Raw genomic sequence first — 15,038 nt, forward strand, 5'->3', positions numbered from 1 at the left:
TTAGGAGCAGATATGGCATTTTCATTTAAAAGTTTTTTCGGCGGCGCAGATGACGACGAAGAGGAATACGAAGACGCGAATTACGAACAGCAGCCCGCTCAGGCGCAGCGTAATCCCAATCCTCAAGCACAAACTGCAACCGCACAAAACTCAGCTAATTATCAAGGCAGGGGTAACTACGGATATAGTAACGAATATCGGCAGCAGCCTCGTATGTCTGCTGTTGGCTCTTCAACGCAGAATAATAATAATTCAGCTAAAATTGATAGTCATATTGCGCTCTTTGTTCCAAAAGTATTTTCTGATGCCAAAACGATCGTGAATCAATTACTGCTTCATGAGGCGGTGATTGTTAATTTTTCTGCGATTGACAGCACCCAGTCTTCAAAGATTGTGGATTTTGTTGCCGGCGCGATTTATGCAGTTGAAGGCTCCATCGAAAAAATTTCTGATGACATTTGGTTGATCGCTCCTAATAATTATGCAGTGTCTGGTTCTGGATCGGCAGCAGATGCGATGGGGCAAAATGCCCGTTTCTAACTTTATCTATTATTTGTACGTCCTCATTCATTGGGCTGTGGATATCTATTCTTGGATGATTGTCTTGTCTGCCGTGATCACTTGGCTGCCGAATTTACGAGCCTCGAGACTGGCTTACTGGCTGAATCGTTTGACACAGCCTTTTATCGGTATTTTTCAACGCCTGATTCCGCCAATTGTCGGAATCGATTTTTCACCTTTGATCGCATTACTGGTTTTACAGTTTGCTGATCGTGCTTTGCTCGCAATTTTTGTACAATTGTTTTAATGACAAATTTTGAGATTAATTTAGACGCATATCCTGAGCCAGAAAGGCCATTTATTAAAAAGGCACTTGGCTGGGTGCGTGCTGCATTCAAAGACAGTTTTTTAACTGTCTTTTTGAATCCGCGAGAACAGCTGCTGCTGGCCGGCTTGGCCAAACAGGCTGACTTGTCGATTGTTTTTTCTGGTGGTTATCCGCAGGCTGAGAATAAGCGTGCCCTTATCTCGGCTGGTACTGGAGAACCTGACTTTCAGATTGCAGTACTCCAATTGGATTATGCAGCCAAGTATATTCACCTGCATCATTCTACGATCCTTGGTTCTTTGCTGCATCAGGGAATTGCCTATGATCGTATCGGTGACGTGATCCACGAGAGTGATCGCTGGCAGATTTTGATTGATTCCCAGCTGGCACAATTTGTGACTGACAATGTGAAAAGAGCCGGGTCGAAAAAAATTGCTTTTCATGAAGTTGAAGCTTCTGATTTGCTGACACCTGAATCTGATGAAAAAGAAAAAGAGGTGATCGTGGCATCTCAGCGAATCGATTTGCTGATCAGCCAGATTTACAACTTTTCTCGGGCACACGCCAAAGATTTGATCGAGAGCGGTCAAGTCATGGTCAATTGGTTTGAGAATGATAACCCGAGTTATTTGGCTAAATTGGGCGATGTGATTTCAACACACTCATTTGGGCGAATCCGCCTGATCGAGACTCGTGGGACCACGAATCGCAACAAAATTAGATTGAAGATTGGAATTGTCGGAAAAAACTAGAAATTTGCTGACAGTTTTGTATAATGGCTTTATATCACTGGAACAGAAAGTTAAAGTTTAGACGCCAAGCAAGCCGGGTTGATGGAAGCCGGCCGTCAATGAATTTTTTCAGATCAGCCGGTTGGAGTAATTGAGATACTGAGGCATGCTGTGATTGTCAGCGTGTGAAGTTGGGTGGTACCACGTGAAAACGTCCCGATATTTCGAGACGTTTTTTATTATCTGGAAAAGGGTGAAAAGAGACTATGAAGATCAAAGATACATTACATTTAGGCCATACGGATTTTCCGATGCGCGGCAGTCTGCCAAAGACTGAACCTGTCCGCGAAAAACAATGGGCTGATGACAAACTTTACGAACAGCGTTTGGCATTGAATAAAAACAAGCCGCATTTCAACCTGCATGACGGTCCGCCATATGCCAACGGAAACATTCATATCGGCCATGCGATGAACAAGATCTCCAAGGATATCATTGTCCGTTATAAAAATATGACTGGCTATTATGCCCCTTACGTACCGGGCTGGGATACACATGGTTTGCCGATCGAGCAGCAGCTGACTAAGGCCGGCCATGACCGTAAAGCGATGGCAAAAGCTGATTGGCGCCGTTTGGCACATGATTATGCGCTCAAACAAGTCGACATGCAGCGCAAAGATTTCAAGCGCTTAGGTGTTTTGGGCGACTGGGATCATCCGTATCTGACACTGCAACCGGAATTTGAGGCGGCTCAGATTCGTGTTTTTGGTGCCATGGCTGGCAAAGGCTATATCTACCGTGGTTTGAAACCGGTTTATTGGTCTTGGAGTTCGGAATCTGCTTTGGCTGAAGCTGAAATCGAATATCATGATTTGGAATCAACGTCGCTTTTTTATGCCAACCGTGTCAAAGATGGTAAAGGGATTTTAGATCACGATACTTATCTGGTTGTCTGGACGACGACGCCTTTTACGATTACGGCCTCTCGCGGGATTACCTTAGGACCTGATTTTGATTATGTGCTGGTCAAAGCGGCTAATGATGATCGCAAGTTTGTCGTTGCCAAAGCCTTGCTAGAAGAAAATGCTAAGCGTTTCGGCTGGCAGGATTGCAAAGTTCTTGCCACTTATAAAGGCATCGATTTGGATAAAATCACGGTCGAACATCCTTGGGATCCAGATGTGACCGAACTTGTTATGAACGCGAATCATGTCACTTTGGATGCTGGAACTGGTCTTGTTCATACGGCGCCTGGCTTTGGTGAAGACGACTACAATGTCGGCATGAAATACGGCATCGAAGTAGCCATGACTGTCGATGAAAAAGGGTATTTGATGGCTTCAGCCGGACCTGATTTTCAAGGCAAATTCTATGATGATGTGACACCGATTGTGATTGATAAATTAAAAGCAGCCGGTTTGTGGCTGGCAACGGAAAAAATTGTTCACTCATATCCATTTGACTGGCGGACAAAAAAGCCGATTATCTGGCGCGCTGTGCCGCAGTGGTTTGTTTCCATTGAGCCATTTAGAAAACAAATTCTTGATCAGATCGGCAATGTGACTTTCTATCCGGATTGGGGCAAAGTCCGTCTGTACAATATGATCAAAGACCGCGGCGACTGGGTTATTTCCCGGCAGCGTGTCTGGGGTGTGCCATTGCCGATTTTCTATGCTGAAGACAAGACACCAATCGTTGATGAAAAATTGATTGATCATGTGGCCGATTTGTTTGCTAAACACGGATCGACTTACTGGTTTGAACACACGGCTAAAGAATTGCTGCCGGATGACTATACAAATCCGCACAGCCCTCATGGTGAATTCACAAAAGAAGAAGATATCATGGATGTCTGGTTCGATTCTGGATCAAGCTGGGCCGGCGTCATGCAGCAAAGAGACAATCTCGATTACCCAGCTGATGTCTATTTGGAAGGTGCCGACCAATTCCGCGGCTGGTTTAATTCCAACATCATCACGTCTGTGGCTGTTAATGGCATTGCGCCTTATAAGTCTGTGATTGCTCAGGGCTTTGTCTTCGATGATAAAGGGCAGAAAATGTCCAAGTCCTTGGGGAATATCATTTCGCCAAACGAAATTGCTGATCAAATGGGGATTGAAATCATCCGTCTCTGGGTCATGAGCATTGATTCCAGTGAAGATGTACATGTCTCGCGCGGTATTTTGAAACAGGTTTCTGAATCTTACCGTAAGATTCGCAATACAATGCGTTTCCTATTGGCCAATACAGAAGACTTTGATGCTAAAAAAGACCGCGTACCATTTGAAAAACGGGCAGCCGTTGACAAGTGGATGACGGTCAAATTGAATCAATTTGTCAAAGACTGGCACGAAAAGATGCAGCGTTATGACTTCTATGATTTGTTCAAACAGTTGATTAATTTTGTTTCCACGGATTTGTCGGCCTTCTATCTGGACGTGGCCAAAGACATTGTCTATATCGATGAAGCAGATTCGGCCGAGCGTCGTTCTATGCAAACTGTTTTCTACGAGACTGCTGTGACGCTGACGAAACTTCTGACGCCGTTTTTGCCGCATACAGCCGAAGAAATTTGGGAAAATCTCCAAGAACCGGAAGCCTATTCTTATTTGTCTGAGGCGCCGGAATTCCAGCCGATTGCTGAAGCTGATAGTTTGCTGGCTGATTGGCAGACATTCTTTGATTTCCGCGACCAGGTGAATAAGGAATTGGAAAATGCCCGTGAAAAATCCTTGATCGGAAAAAGTGCCGAAGCAGCTTTGACAGTTGTTTTGACTCAAGAACAGGCTGATACTTTTGCAAAGCTCGGCTTGGATCTGCGTAAATTGCTGATGGTCAGCCAATTGACACAAAGCCAAGGCAGCGAGACATCTGTCCAAGTGGCGCATGCTAGCGGAGCAGTTGATCCTCGAGACCGGCTTTTCCATGATGATATTGGGGCAGACCAGAAGTTCCCGATGTTTTCTAAGAAAAACGCTGAAATTGTCGAGCACGATTTCCCGACTTTGACTGCAGCAGACTTGGAGGATTAAATTAATTATTTGTTTTAAAAAGAGCTCAGGCTCTTTTTTTGTTTGCCATTTTTTGGAAAGAATGCCCTTATCTAGGGATTCTTGTCGATATGCTTAATATTCGGGAAACATTAAAAATAATAAGAATTCTTAATCAAAATTTACGTAAATATAGCAAAACACGAACGTTCGGAAATAGATAGGCTGGATTTTTCAGTTTTTTTGGGGTACACTAAACAAGTATTTCGGAGGAAAGATGTCAGATACGAAGGTTGCGCTAGTAATGGGATCGGTTTCAGATTGGGACACAATGAAGCAAGCTGTCTCAGTTTTGAAAAACTTGCATGTGCCCTTTGAGAAGCATGTTATTTCCGCTCATCGTATGCCGGATCAGCTGAGTGCCTTTGCCAAATCCGCGAGAGATCGGGGCATTCAGATTATCATCGCTGGTGCTGGCGGGGCTGCACATTTACCCGGCATGCTTGCGGCTAACACGACTGTACCCGTTATCGGTGTACCCATGCAGTCTCATGCATTAAATGGTTTGGATTCATTATTATCGATTGTGCAGATGCCGGCAGGCGTTCCGGTAGCGACCACGGCGATCGGCACGGCCGGTGCAAAAAATGCCGCTTATCTAGCTGCATCCATTCTGAGTCTTTCTGATTCAGAAGTTTTAGATCAATTAAATTTATTTAGGAAAAAACAGACTGAAAAGGCCATTGAAAGCGAGATGCAGCTCAATGACTGAGATGAGGTCTATTTTTTTTCCGCCAGCTACGATCGGCATTATCGGTGGCGGACAATTAGGACAGATGATGGCTTTGTCTGCTAAAGCCATGGGCTATCACGTTGGTGTGTTGGATCCAACGCCCGATGCACCGGCAGCTCAAGTATCCGACTTTCAAATTACGGCTGCCTATGATGATCGACAAGCCTTGACTAAGCTGGCCGAAAAGTCTGATCTGCTAACCTATGAATTTGAAAATGTCGATCAAAAAGCACTCACAGCGGTTGCAAAAGCGACTAGTACGGCTGTTCCACAAGGCGTGGCTTTGTTAGACATTACTTCAAACCGTTTGAATGAAAAAAATTTCCTGCGCGATCATGGTTTGCCGACAACGGCGTTTGCAGCGGTCGCTTCGCCAGCAGAATTGAGAAAAGCGGTCAAAGAAATTGGTTTTCCTGGAATTTTAAAAACGATTTCTGGCGGCTATGACGGACACGGCCAATGGGATATGAATTCTCAGCAGGATGTTGATCAATTGATAGAAAACTGGCCGGACAAGCTGACCGCGATTCTAGAAAAACGGGTTGACTTTGTCAAAGAGATTTCGATCATGGTCACGCGTGACGGCCAAGATCAAGTCAAATTATGGCCGGTCACAGAGAACCTGCACCAGCATCACATCCTGCATTTCTCGATTGCGCCGGCCGATATCAAGCCGGAAGTCCGTCAATCAATTCGTGATAAGGTCACGCATTTGGCACGGGAATTGCATTTATATGGTGTCTTGGGTGTTGAGATGTTTTTTACAGCCGATGATCGCGTGATTATTAATGAATTGGCACCGCGGCCGCACAATTCGGGGCATCTGACGATTGAGGCCTGCAATGTTTCCCAATTCGAAGGACATATCCGTTCAATCTGCGGATTGCCGATTGCCGATCCAATTTTACAAGCACCGGCCGCGATGCGAAATCTATTGGGTGATGATCTGCTAGCTGCGCGCCAGGATTTGCTGGAACATCCTGAGTGGCATTTTCACGATTATGGCAAGGCAGAAGTCCGGCCCGGCAGAAAGATGGGGCACATTACAGTCGTCGGCAGCGACGCAATCAAAGAATTAAAAGGGTGGAGACCATGACAGAAAAATTATTGTATTCAGGAAAAGCCAAAGACATGCTGCAGACAGACGATCCGCGGGTGATCCACGTCCGTTACAAAGATCAGGCGACGGCCTTAAACGGCAAGGTCAAAGAACAAATTCCTGGCAAAGGGCAGCTGGCTTCGCATATTTCGGCTCTGCTCTTTGATTATCTGACGGTCAAGGGCATTGAAAACCATTTTATAAAGGAACTGGATAACGGCGATGCACTGGTCAGAAAAGTCACGATTGTGCCATTGGAAGTTGTCACACGGAATCTGACAGCCGGCCACTTTGCTTCTCGATTCGGCCAAGCTGAACATTTACCACTGAAACCGGCCGTTCATGAATTTTATTTCAAGTCTGACGCTTTAGATGATCCTTTTATCAATGACGAGCAGATCTTGGCCTTGAAAATTGCTGATGGCAAGACGATCGCGGCCTTAAAAGAAAAAGCTGAAACAGTCAATCAGCTGTTAACAGAATTGTTTGCTTCAATCGGAGTGACCTTAGTCGATTTCAAATTGGAATTTGGTTTTACAGATGATGGGCGGTTGATTTTAGCTGATGAGTTGTCACCGGATAACATGAGGCTGCTTGATCAGGAGAGCCAGCAGTCTTTGGATAAAGATGTTTTTCGGAAAAAGACCGGCGATTTGAGAGTCGGTTATCAAACTGTGTTAACCCGTTTGAACAATAAATTGAGCATAAAGGAAAACTAACTATGTACTTAGCTAAAATTTACGTCACTTATAAAAAATCGATTCTGGATCCGCAAGGTGAGGTTGTTAAGTCAGCCCTGCATCGTCTGAATTATACGAATGTACAGGCTGTTACTTGCGGGAAATATTTTGAAATCAAGCTGGATACTGCTGATAAAGCAGCAGCTGCTAAGGAAGTCGAGACATTTTCTGACGAACTGCTGATCAATATCAATATGGAGAGCTTTACTTACGATTTGAGCGAACTGGCTGAGGCGGTGGATTAACATGCGCGCGGCGGTGATTAATTTTCCTGGTTCCAATTGCGTACTGGATATGTATTATGCGCTGAAGGATTTTCGACTTGATGCTGAAATTGTTGATGCCAACCAGGAAAATCTAGATGGCTTTTCAGCAATTTTTCTGCCGGGCGGCTTTTCTTATGGTGATTATCTGCGCACAGGCGCGATCGCGCGTTTTGCGCCAGCCATGAAAGGCGTTGCCAAAGCGGCGAAAGATGGTCGGCTGGTTGTCGGCATTTGCAACGGTTTTCAAATTCTGACGGAAGCTGGCTTGCTGCCCGGTGCCTTAAGGGAAAATGCCAAACCGGGCTTTATCTGCGATGAAATCACATTAAATGTTGCTAACCCCGACAGTATCTTCTCATCGGCTTATGACAAGTTGCAAATCACATTGCCGATTGCTCACGGTGCCGGCAATTATTACGCTGACGCACAGACACTGGCATCATTAAAAGCACATCAGCAGATTATTTTCACTTATGAAGATAATCCTAATGGCTCCTTGGATGATATCGCCGGAATTGTCAATCAGGCGGGAAATGTGTTTGGCATGATGCCCCATCCTGAACGCGCTGTCGATCCGCTTTTGGGCAACACGGACGGGCGCGCTTTCTTCCAATCAATTCTGCAAAGAAAGGATCTTTTAACCCATGCTGACTAAAGTAAATCCTGAACCAAAAACGGCTGTCCAGATTCAAACCGAAAAAATTTACGCTGATTGGGGGCTGACTGAGCGCGAATACGACATTATTAAAACGCGTCTGGGCCGTTTGCCTAATTACACGGAAACGGGCTTATTTTCAGCCATGTGGTCCGAACACGCTTCTTATAAAAAATCTAAGCCATTACTGCGCAGCTTTTGGTCAAAAAATGAGCGCGTCCTGCAAGGACCTGGCGAAAACGCCGGTATTTTGGATATCGGTGATGGTCAGGCAGTTGTTTTCAAAGCCGAAAGTCATAATCATCCATCTCAAGTTGAACCTTATCAGGGTGCGGCTACCGGAGTTGGTGGTATTTTAAGAGACATTTTTGCCATGGGGGCTCAGCCGATCGCAGTTTTGGATTCCTTGCGTTTTCCAGAAGTCACCGATGACAAGACACGTTCTTTAATTGACGGCGTGATTGCAGGGATTGCTGGTTATGGAAATTCAATCGGTATTCCCACAGTTGGTGGCGATGTCTATTTTGATGATTCATATCGCGGCAATCTGTTGTGCAATGTAATGGCTGTCGGCTTGATGAATCACAGTATTATCAAAGTCGGTCAGGCTCGCGGTGCCGGCAATTCGGTAATTTATGTTGGCGCCAAGACAGGACGTGACGGGATAAACGGTGCCAGTTTTGCTTCAGCTGAATTCTCGTCTGAAAAAGCTGCTCAGCGTTCAGCCGTCCAAGTTGGTGATCCCTTTATGGAAAAACTGGTCATGGATGCCACAATCAAAGCTGTTAAAGACCTGCCGGATATTGTCTTGGGCATTCAGGATATGGGTGCGGCCGGGATTTTGTCTTCCTCATCGGAAATGGGCGAAAAAGGCCACTCAGGGATTGAGCTGAATCTGGATCGCGTACCAGTTCGTGAGACCGGCATGATTCCTTATGAATTGATGCTGTCCGAATCGCAGGAACGCATGCTGCTAATCGCCGCTAAAGGGCAGGAACAGCGCGTGATCGATCTCTATAAAGATTTCGGATTAGACGCGGTCGTGATTGGCAAAGTCACAGATGATGGCCGTTATCGTTTGACCTTTCAAGGGGAAACGGTCGCTGATGTCGACATTAATCTGCTGACAAAAGCGCCTTCCAGCGAACTGCCTAGTCAATTACCGGCTCATATCGCCGAGGCTGAGCAAACACAATTCCAGCCAGTTATGAAAGATCCGGCTGAAATGTTTTTGAAAATGCTGGCATCCCCGACAATTGCTTCAAAAAAAGCCTTTTATCGTCATTTTGATTCCATGGTTAGAAGCGACACAGTCTTACGTCCCGGATCAGATGCCGCGGTCTTGCGTATTCGCGGGACAAAAAAAGCGCTAGCGATGACGACTGACGTCAATAGCCGTTATGTCTATCTGGACCGATATGAGGGCAGCCGCATGGCCATGGCCGAGGCAGCTAGAAATATCGTTGCCAGCGGTGCGATTCCGATCGGGATTACGGATTGCTTGAATTTCGGCAATCCCGATGATCCAGAAATTTTTTATGAGTTAAAAGAGTCAATCGCCGGTCTGAATCAGATGGCTAAAAAACTAAATACGCCAGTGATTTCCGGCAATGTTTCCCTATATAACGAGACAGATCATCAAGCGATTTACCCGACGCCGATGGTCGGCATGGTTGGCTTGATTGAAGACAACCGCCAGATTACTTCGGTACCTTTCAAGCGGGCCGGTGATTTGATTTATTTAATCGGCCAAACACAAGACGACTTTAACGGTACGGAAATCCAAAAACTGTTAACGGGTAAGATTTCCGGAAAACTTTTCACTTTTGACGAGACGGCTGAATTAGCTAACCAACAGTTTGTTACTAAGGCGATTGCAACTGGCCTGCTGGCTTCGGCACATGATTTGTCTGAAGGCGGTTTGGCTGTGGCTTTGTCCGAATCTGTTTTCAATACGGATTTCAGTTTCCAAGTGGCTTTTCAGGGCACACATGCAGCTTTGTTCTCAGAGACCAATGGTCGTTTTATCGTCTCCGTGACAGCTGACAAGCAGCAGGCCTTTGAACAATTAGCCGGTAAACAGGCTGAGCTGATCGGTAAAGTCACCGATGGCACAACACTAGAAATTAAAGATGCTGAAGGCAGTTTTTCAATCAGCAAGCAGCAAGCCGCCGATCGCTGGCAGAATGCACTGGCTGAGTTGATGAGCTAATGGAGAAATCATGACGAAATTGCAAGCAGCAACTGATGTGCAAGGATTGAATGAAGAATGCGGCCTCTTTGGTGTCTGGGGATTGCCGGATGCGGCGCAGACAACTTTTTACGGTATGCACGCCTTGCAGCATCGCGGTCAGGAAGGTGCTGGGATTGTTTCAAATGATCACGGCCATTTGTGGCAGCGGCGGGGACTGGGGCTATTGTCGGATGTTTTCCGTGACCCAGAGAAAATCGAAAGCTTAAAAGGCACTTCGGCGATTGGCCACGTGCGTTATGCCACGGCTGGCACGCATGGGATTGAAAACATTCAGCCTTATCTGGTGCACTTTAATGACTATCAGATTGCTTTAGCTCACAACGGCAATATCACAAATGCGCTGACTCTTCGCAAACAACTGGAGGATTCCGGATCGATTTTCCAGTCTTCTTCTGATTCGGAAATTCTGCTGCATCTGATCCGCCGTTCGCACAAAAGCACGATGAAAGAAAAAATTGCCGAATCGTTATTAAAGCTGCGCGGCGGTTTTGCCTTTCTGCTGTTAACGCCGGATGGTATGTACGCCGCTTTGGATCCGCATGGTTTTCGGCCATTTTGTGTCGGGCGTCTGCCTGGCGGCCAGTATGTCGTGGCTTCTGAAACAGCCGCTTTGACGATGACCGGGGCGGAATTTTTATTCGATATTCAGCCCGGCGAATTATTGACGATCAACGATCAAGGCCTGCAAATCGACCATTATACGCAGCATGTTTCGCTGAATATCGATGTGATGGAATATATCTATTTCGCGCGGCCGGATTCGACGATTTACGGGGTTAATGTCCACATGGCGCGCAAACACATGGGACGCAGACTGGCGATCGAACAGCCAGTCCCAAATGCTGATATGGTTGTCGGCGTGCCAAATTCATCACTGTCGGCTGCTCAAGGATACGCAGAAGAAGCCGGCCTGCCAAACGAAATGGGCCTCGTGAAAAATCAATACATCGCGCGGACTTTTATTCAGCCTAACCAGGATCGGCGTGAACGGGCTGTCCGCATGAAGTTGTCACCAGTTAAAGAAGTCGTAGCAGACAAGTCAATTGTGCTGATTGACGATTCGATCGTTCGCGGCACGACCTCCATGTACATTATTCAGATGCTCAAAGACGCCGGCGCACGCGAAGTGCATGTCCGGATTGCCTCACCAGCTTTTAAATACCCGTCTTTTTACGGCGTTGATATGCAGACGACCGACGAATTGCTGGCTGCCAATCACACGCTGGCAGAAATGACTGAGATGATTCACGCTGATTCGCTGGCCTTTTTATCTGTCGAAGGCTTGGTTGATTCGATTAATCTCAAGACGCCTTATCCGGGAAAGGGTTTAACGACAGCCTATTTCGACGGCCATTATCCGTCACCGATTTATGATTACGCACCGTCTCTGCAGGCAAAAGCTGATGCTGGCCTGGTGGTCTTTGATCCAGAGCCGGCTGCTGAATCTGTCTTAACCAGCAACATGATTATTTCCAAACAAGAAGGAGCTGTCTATGAGTGAGGACGCTTACGCCAAATCCGGTGTTGATATCAAAGCCGGCGAAGACGCAGTCGCAAAAATTTCGGATTCAGTCAAATCTACTTATACAGATGGCGTACTGGATGGCATCGGGTCTTTTGGTTCTTTTTTCCAGCTGCCGGCAGGGTACAAAAATCCCGTCCTCGTCTCTGGTACAGACGGCGTCGGTTCCAAATTATTGTTGGCCCAAGCTGCTGATCAGCATGGCAGCATCGGCCAGGATTTAGTCGCGATGGTGGCAAACGACATTCTCGTCCAAGGCGCCAAGCCTTTGTTTATGCTTGATTATTTAGCCATTGATCACGTTGAATCCGACAAAGTTGCCAAGATCGTGGCCGGAATCGCTGATGGTGCCCGCCAAGCTGGCATGGCTTTAATCGGTGGCGAGATGGCCGAATTAGCTGATATGTATCCCAAAAATGAGTACGATCTGGCAGGATTTGCCGTTGGCGTTGTCGACAAGACAGCGATTTTGGACGGCAGTCGGTCAGCCAAAGGGGATGTGTTGCTTGGCCTAGCATCAAACGGATTACACTCGAATGGTTTTTCGCTGGTCCGCCAACTGCTCATGAAAAATCCTGACCTGAGCTGGGCACAGCTGGATCCTAATTTGCAGACAGAATTATTAAAGCCGACGCGCATTTATGTCAAAGCGCTCTTACCGTTAATGCAGGCACACCGTATTCATGCGGCTGCTCACATCACGGGCGGCGGCATGCTGGAAAACCTGCCGCGGATGTTAAATAACAATGTTACTGCTGAAATTCACTGGGGGACTTGGCCGATCCCAGCTATTTTCAAACGCCTGCAGACTGCCGGCCAATTATCAGACACAGAGATGCTGCGGACTTTTAACCTTGGTATCGGCTTGGTTGTTACAGTTGCGCCTGATCAGGCGGCGGCCGCTTCAGAAAGCCTAAAAGCTGCCGGCGAGCAAGTCTATCCAATCGGGCATCTAATAAAGAGGGCCGCGTCCGATCAAGCCCTGACATTTGTCGGGCAGCCGGATTGGAGCCAGGAGTCATGACGGCGCCGATTCGCTTAGCTGTTTTTGCTTCGGGAAAGGGCACAAATTTTTCAGCACTCGCAGCATTTATCGAGCAAGAATTGCCGCAAGCTCAAATTGTCCGTCTGATTGTTGACCACGCGCACGTTCCCGTCATTGACCGCGCCGCCAAACACGACGTGCCGGTCAGCGTGATCAAATATTCAGCTTACGCAGACAAATCTGCAGCCGAAAAGGCGATTCTGGCGATTCTCAATAAAGATCAGGTCCAAGGTATTTTGCTGGCCGGTTTTATGCGCATCATCGGGCCGGATTTGCTAGCCGCGTTTCCAAATAGAATTATCAACATCCATCCAGCACTGCTGCCGAGTTTTCCGGGCCGCCAGGGCATTGCCGACGCCTTTGATTACGGCGTGAAAGTGACCGGCGTGACGATTCATTTCGTCGATAGCGGTGTTGATTCAGGAAAAATAATTGCTCAGACTGCCGTTCCGATCGCAGATGGTGAGACTTTAGCCGAGGTAGAAACACATATTCACGAAGTCGAGCACCGGCTTTATCCGCAGACTTTAAAAAAATTGATTAAAAAGGGAGTATTTACCGCATGAAAAGAGCATTGTTGAGTGTTTCAGATAAGACAGGCCTCGTCGATTTTGCCAAGGGACTGGTTGAAAACGATTACGAGCTGATTTCCACGGGCGGCACTTTAAAAACGCTGCAGGAAGCGGGTATTGCGGCCAAATCAATCACGGAGATCACGCATTTTCCGGAAATTCTCGATGGCCGTGTCAAGACTTTGCATCCGGCTGTCCATGCGGCTTTGTTGGCCAAACGGGAAAACGCTGATCATATGGCAACTTTAAAAGAGCTGGACATCACGCCAATCGACCTTGTGGCTGTCAACTTATATCCTTTTAAAGAGACCGCCAGCAATCCCAACGCGACTTACGATCAGGCGATTGAAAACATTGATATCGGCGGGCCTTCGATGATTCGTTCGGCGGCCAAAAACGCCAAAGATGTCCTGGTACTCGTTGACCCGGCGGATTATGCCGCTGTTTTAACGGCCATCTCAGCAGACGAGATCACTGACGACCTGCGCCGGACATTGCAAGCCAAGGCTTTTCGTCACACGGCAGCTTACGATGCTTTGATCGCGTCCTATTTGTCAAAGACAGCCTTCCCGGAAAAACTCACTTTGACCTACGAAAAAGATTTCGATCTGCGTTACGGCGAAAATCCACATCAAAAAGCGGCCGTTTATGCCAATTCAATTCCGACGCCATATTCGATTCTGCAGGCTAAAATCCTGCACGGTAAAAAACTCAGCTACAACAATATCAAAGATGCCGACGCTGCCTTGAGAACGATTCTGGAATTCAATCGGAAGCCGACTGTCGTGACACTCAAACATATGAATCCGGCTGGTATCGGCCAGGCGGATACAATTGAAACGGCCTGGGACAAGGCTTTTGCGGCTGATGATATCTCGATTTTCGGCGGGATCGTCGTGGCTAACCGCGAAATCGATCTGGCCACTGCGACAAAAATGCACGCGATTTTCCTGGAAATCATTATTGCGCCAAGTTTCACGCCCGAAGCTTTTGACATGCTGGCCAAAAAGAAGAATCTGCGTTTGCTGTCTCTGCCAATCGCCGATAAGCTGCCTAAAGAAATCGAAGTGACTTCTGTCTTGGGCGGTGCTGTGGCTCAGGAAATGGATGATGTCGTCGAAGAAGATGCTGACCTAGAGGTCGTTTCGGAAAAACAACCGACCGCCGAGCAGATTTCAGCTTTGATTTTTGCCCAAAAAGCTGTCAAACATGTCAAATCCAACGCCATTCTCGTCGCGACTGACGGCCAGACTTTGGGTATCGGTGCCGGTCAGCCTAACCGCATTGATTCTGTGAAAATTGCCATTGCACATGCCGAGACGAAGCCGGATTCTGCAAATGCTGTGCTAGCTTCTGATGCCTTTTTCCCAATGGACGACTCTGTCTCTTTTGCAGCTTCCAAGGGCATCACTGCGATTGTCGAACCCGGTGGCTCAATTAAAGACAAAGATTCGATTGCCATGGCAAACAAACTGGGCGTCGTCCTCGTCTTTTCACACCGCCGGCATTTCCGCCACTAACACAAAAGGAGGGCTCATTAGT

The 15,038-nt window shown here is 47.0% G+C and carries 14 protein-coding genes; all 14 read left to right on the forward strand.

What is annotated here, in order from left to right:
• The first annotated feature begins 12 nt into the window (after window positions 1–12).
• The 14 genes from ABF487_RS08280 to purH all read left to right on the forward strand — a co-directional run bounded on the left by ABF487_RS08280 (window position 13) and on the right by purH (window position 15,016).
• Window positions 13–540 carry a cell division protein SepF gene (locus ABF487_RS08280; RefSeq protein ID WP_263779015.1) on the forward strand — a complete coding sequence of 176 codons (528 nt, stop codon included), beginning with the start codon at window positions 13–15 and terminating at the stop codon, window positions 538–540.
• Window positions 527–808 carry a YggT family protein gene (locus tag ABF487_RS08285; RefSeq protein WP_263779014.1) on the forward strand — a complete coding sequence of 94 codons (282 nt, stop codon included), beginning with the start codon at window positions 527–529 and terminating at the stop codon, window positions 806–808. Before ABF487_RS08280 ends, ABF487_RS08285 begins: the two co-directional genes overlap by 14 nt.
• The gene (locus ABF487_RS08290) at window positions 808–1,581 is read left to right on the forward strand and encodes an RNA-binding protein (RefSeq protein WP_415625556.1); all 774 of its coding nucleotides are present in this window, start codon (window positions 808–810) and stop codon (window positions 1,579–1,581) included. Before ABF487_RS08285 ends, ABF487_RS08290 begins: the two co-directional genes overlap by 1 nt.
• A gap of 245 nt (window positions 1,582–1,826) precedes the next feature.
• The gene (ileS, locus tag ABF487_RS08295) at window positions 1,827–4,592 is read left to right on the forward strand and encodes an isoleucine--tRNA ligase (protein ID WP_415634996.1); all 2,766 of its coding nucleotides are present in this window, start codon (window positions 1,827–1,829) and stop codon (window positions 4,590–4,592) included.
• Window positions 4,593–4,827: 235 nt separating this feature from the next.
• Entirely contained in the window at window positions 4,828–5,322 is a 495-nt protein-coding gene (gene purE, locus ABF487_RS08300; RefSeq protein WP_415625554.1) for a 5-(carboxyamino)imidazole ribonucleotide mutase, read from the forward strand.
• Between the two features lies 1 nt (window position 5,323).
• A complete protein-coding gene (gene purK, locus ABF487_RS08305; RefSeq protein ID WP_415635015.1) occupies window positions 5,324–6,439 on the forward strand; it encodes a 5-(carboxyamino)imidazole ribonucleotide synthase in 1,116 nt (371 codons plus the stop codon).
• Entirely contained in the window at window positions 6,436–7,161 is a 726-nt protein-coding gene (gene purC, locus ABF487_RS08310) for a phosphoribosylaminoimidazolesuccinocarboxamide synthase (RefSeq protein WP_415634997.1), read from the forward strand. The genes purK and purC overlap by 4 nt, the downstream gene beginning before the upstream one ends.
• Window positions 7,162–7,163: 2 nt before the next feature.
• On the forward strand, window positions 7,164–7,427 hold the full coding sequence (gene purS, locus ABF487_RS08315; RefSeq protein ID WP_263779006.1) for a phosphoribosylformylglycinamidine synthase subunit PurS: 264 nt from the start codon (window positions 7,164–7,166) through the stop codon (window positions 7,425–7,427).
• Window position 7,428: 1 nt separating this feature from the next.
• Window positions 7,429–8,103 (forward strand): phosphoribosylformylglycinamidine synthase subunit PurQ, encoded by a 675-nt coding sequence (gene purQ / locus ABF487_RS08320; protein ID WP_263779005.1) that lies wholly within the window; start codon window positions 7,429–7,431, stop codon window positions 8,101–8,103.
• Window positions 8,093–10,315, forward strand: a complete 2,223-nt coding sequence (gene purL / locus ABF487_RS08325; RefSeq protein WP_415634998.1) for a phosphoribosylformylglycinamidine synthase subunit PurL — start codon at window positions 8,093–8,095, stop codon at window positions 10,313–10,315. Before purQ ends, purL begins: the two co-directional genes overlap by 11 nt.
• Before the next feature lie 10 nt (window positions 10,316–10,325).
• Entirely contained in the window at window positions 10,326–11,858 is a 1,533-nt protein-coding gene (gene purF, locus ABF487_RS08330) for an amidophosphoribosyltransferase (RefSeq protein ID WP_415634999.1), read from the forward strand.
• A complete protein-coding gene (purM, locus tag ABF487_RS08335) occupies window positions 11,851–12,903 on the forward strand; it encodes a phosphoribosylformylglycinamidine cyclo-ligase (RefSeq protein ID WP_415635000.1) in 1,053 nt (350 codons plus the stop codon). Before purF ends, purM begins: the two co-directional genes overlap by 8 nt.
• Complete coding sequence (gene purN / locus ABF487_RS08340) at window positions 12,900–13,490, forward strand: phosphoribosylglycinamide formyltransferase (RefSeq protein WP_415635001.1); 591 nt, start codon at window positions 12,900–12,902, stop codon at window positions 13,488–13,490. The genes purM and purN overlap by 4 nt, the downstream gene beginning before the upstream one ends.
• Window positions 13,487–15,016, forward strand: coding sequence for a bifunctional phosphoribosylaminoimidazolecarboxamide formyltransferase/IMP cyclohydrolase (purH, locus tag ABF487_RS08345; protein WP_415635002.1), 1,530 nt, complete (start codon window positions 13,487–13,489; stop codon window positions 15,014–15,016). Before purN ends, purH begins: the two co-directional genes overlap by 4 nt.
• Window positions 15,017–15,038 lie beyond the last annotated feature (22 nt).

The organism is Oenococcus sp. (genome assembly GCF_047725585.1).
GTDB classification, from domain to species: Bacteria; Bacillota; Bacilli; order Lactobacillales; family Lactobacillaceae; genus Oenococcus; species Oenococcus kitaharae_A.

Bases quoted from the DNA above. Each gene is read 5' to 3' on its own strand.
- purC (WP_415634997.1), top strand. From the start codon at position 6,436: ATGACAGAAAAATTATTGTATTCAGGAAAAGCCAAAGACATGCTGCAG.
- purQ (WP_263779005.1), top strand. From the start codon at position 7,429: ATGCGCGCGGCGGTGATTAATTTTCCTGGTTCCAATTGCGTACTGGAT.
- ABF487_RS08280 (WP_263779015.1), top strand. From the start codon at position 13: ATGGCATTTTCATTTAAAAGTTTTTTCGGCGGCGCAGATGACGACGAA.
- purK (WP_415635015.1), top strand. From the start codon at position 5,324: ATGAGGTCTATTTTTTTTCCGCCAGCTACGATCGGCATTATCGGTGGC.
- purS (WP_263779006.1), top strand. From the start codon at position 7,164: ATGTACTTAGCTAAAATTTACGTCACTTATAAAAAATCGATTCTGGAT.
- ABF487_RS08285 (WP_263779014.1), top strand. From the start codon at position 527: ATGCCCGTTTCTAACTTTATCTATTATTTGTACGTCCTCATTCATTGG.
- purL (WP_415634998.1), top strand. From the start codon at position 8,093: ATGCTGACTAAAGTAAATCCTGAACCAAAAACGGCTGTCCAGATTCAA.
- ileS (WP_415634996.1), top strand. From the start codon at position 1,827: ATGAAGATCAAAGATACATTACATTTAGGCCATACGGATTTTCCGATG.
- purN (WP_415635001.1), top strand. From the start codon at position 12,900: ATGACGGCGCCGATTCGCTTAGCTGTTTTTGCTTCGGGAAAGGGCACA.
- ABF487_RS08290 (WP_415625556.1), top strand. From the start codon at position 808: ATGACAAATTTTGAGATTAATTTAGACGCATATCCTGAGCCAGAAAGG.
- purH (WP_415635002.1), top strand. From the start codon at position 13,487: ATGAAAAGAGCATTGTTGAGTGTTTCAGATAAGACAGGCCTCGTCGAT.
- purE (WP_415625554.1), top strand. From the start codon at position 4,828: ATGTCAGATACGAAGGTTGCGCTAGTAATGGGATCGGTTTCAGATTGG.
- purF (WP_415634999.1), top strand. From the start codon at position 10,326: ATGACGAAATTGCAAGCAGCAACTGATGTGCAAGGATTGAATGAAGAA.
- purM (WP_415635000.1), top strand. From the start codon at position 11,851: ATGAGTGAGGACGCTTACGCCAAATCCGGTGTTGATATCAAAGCCGGC.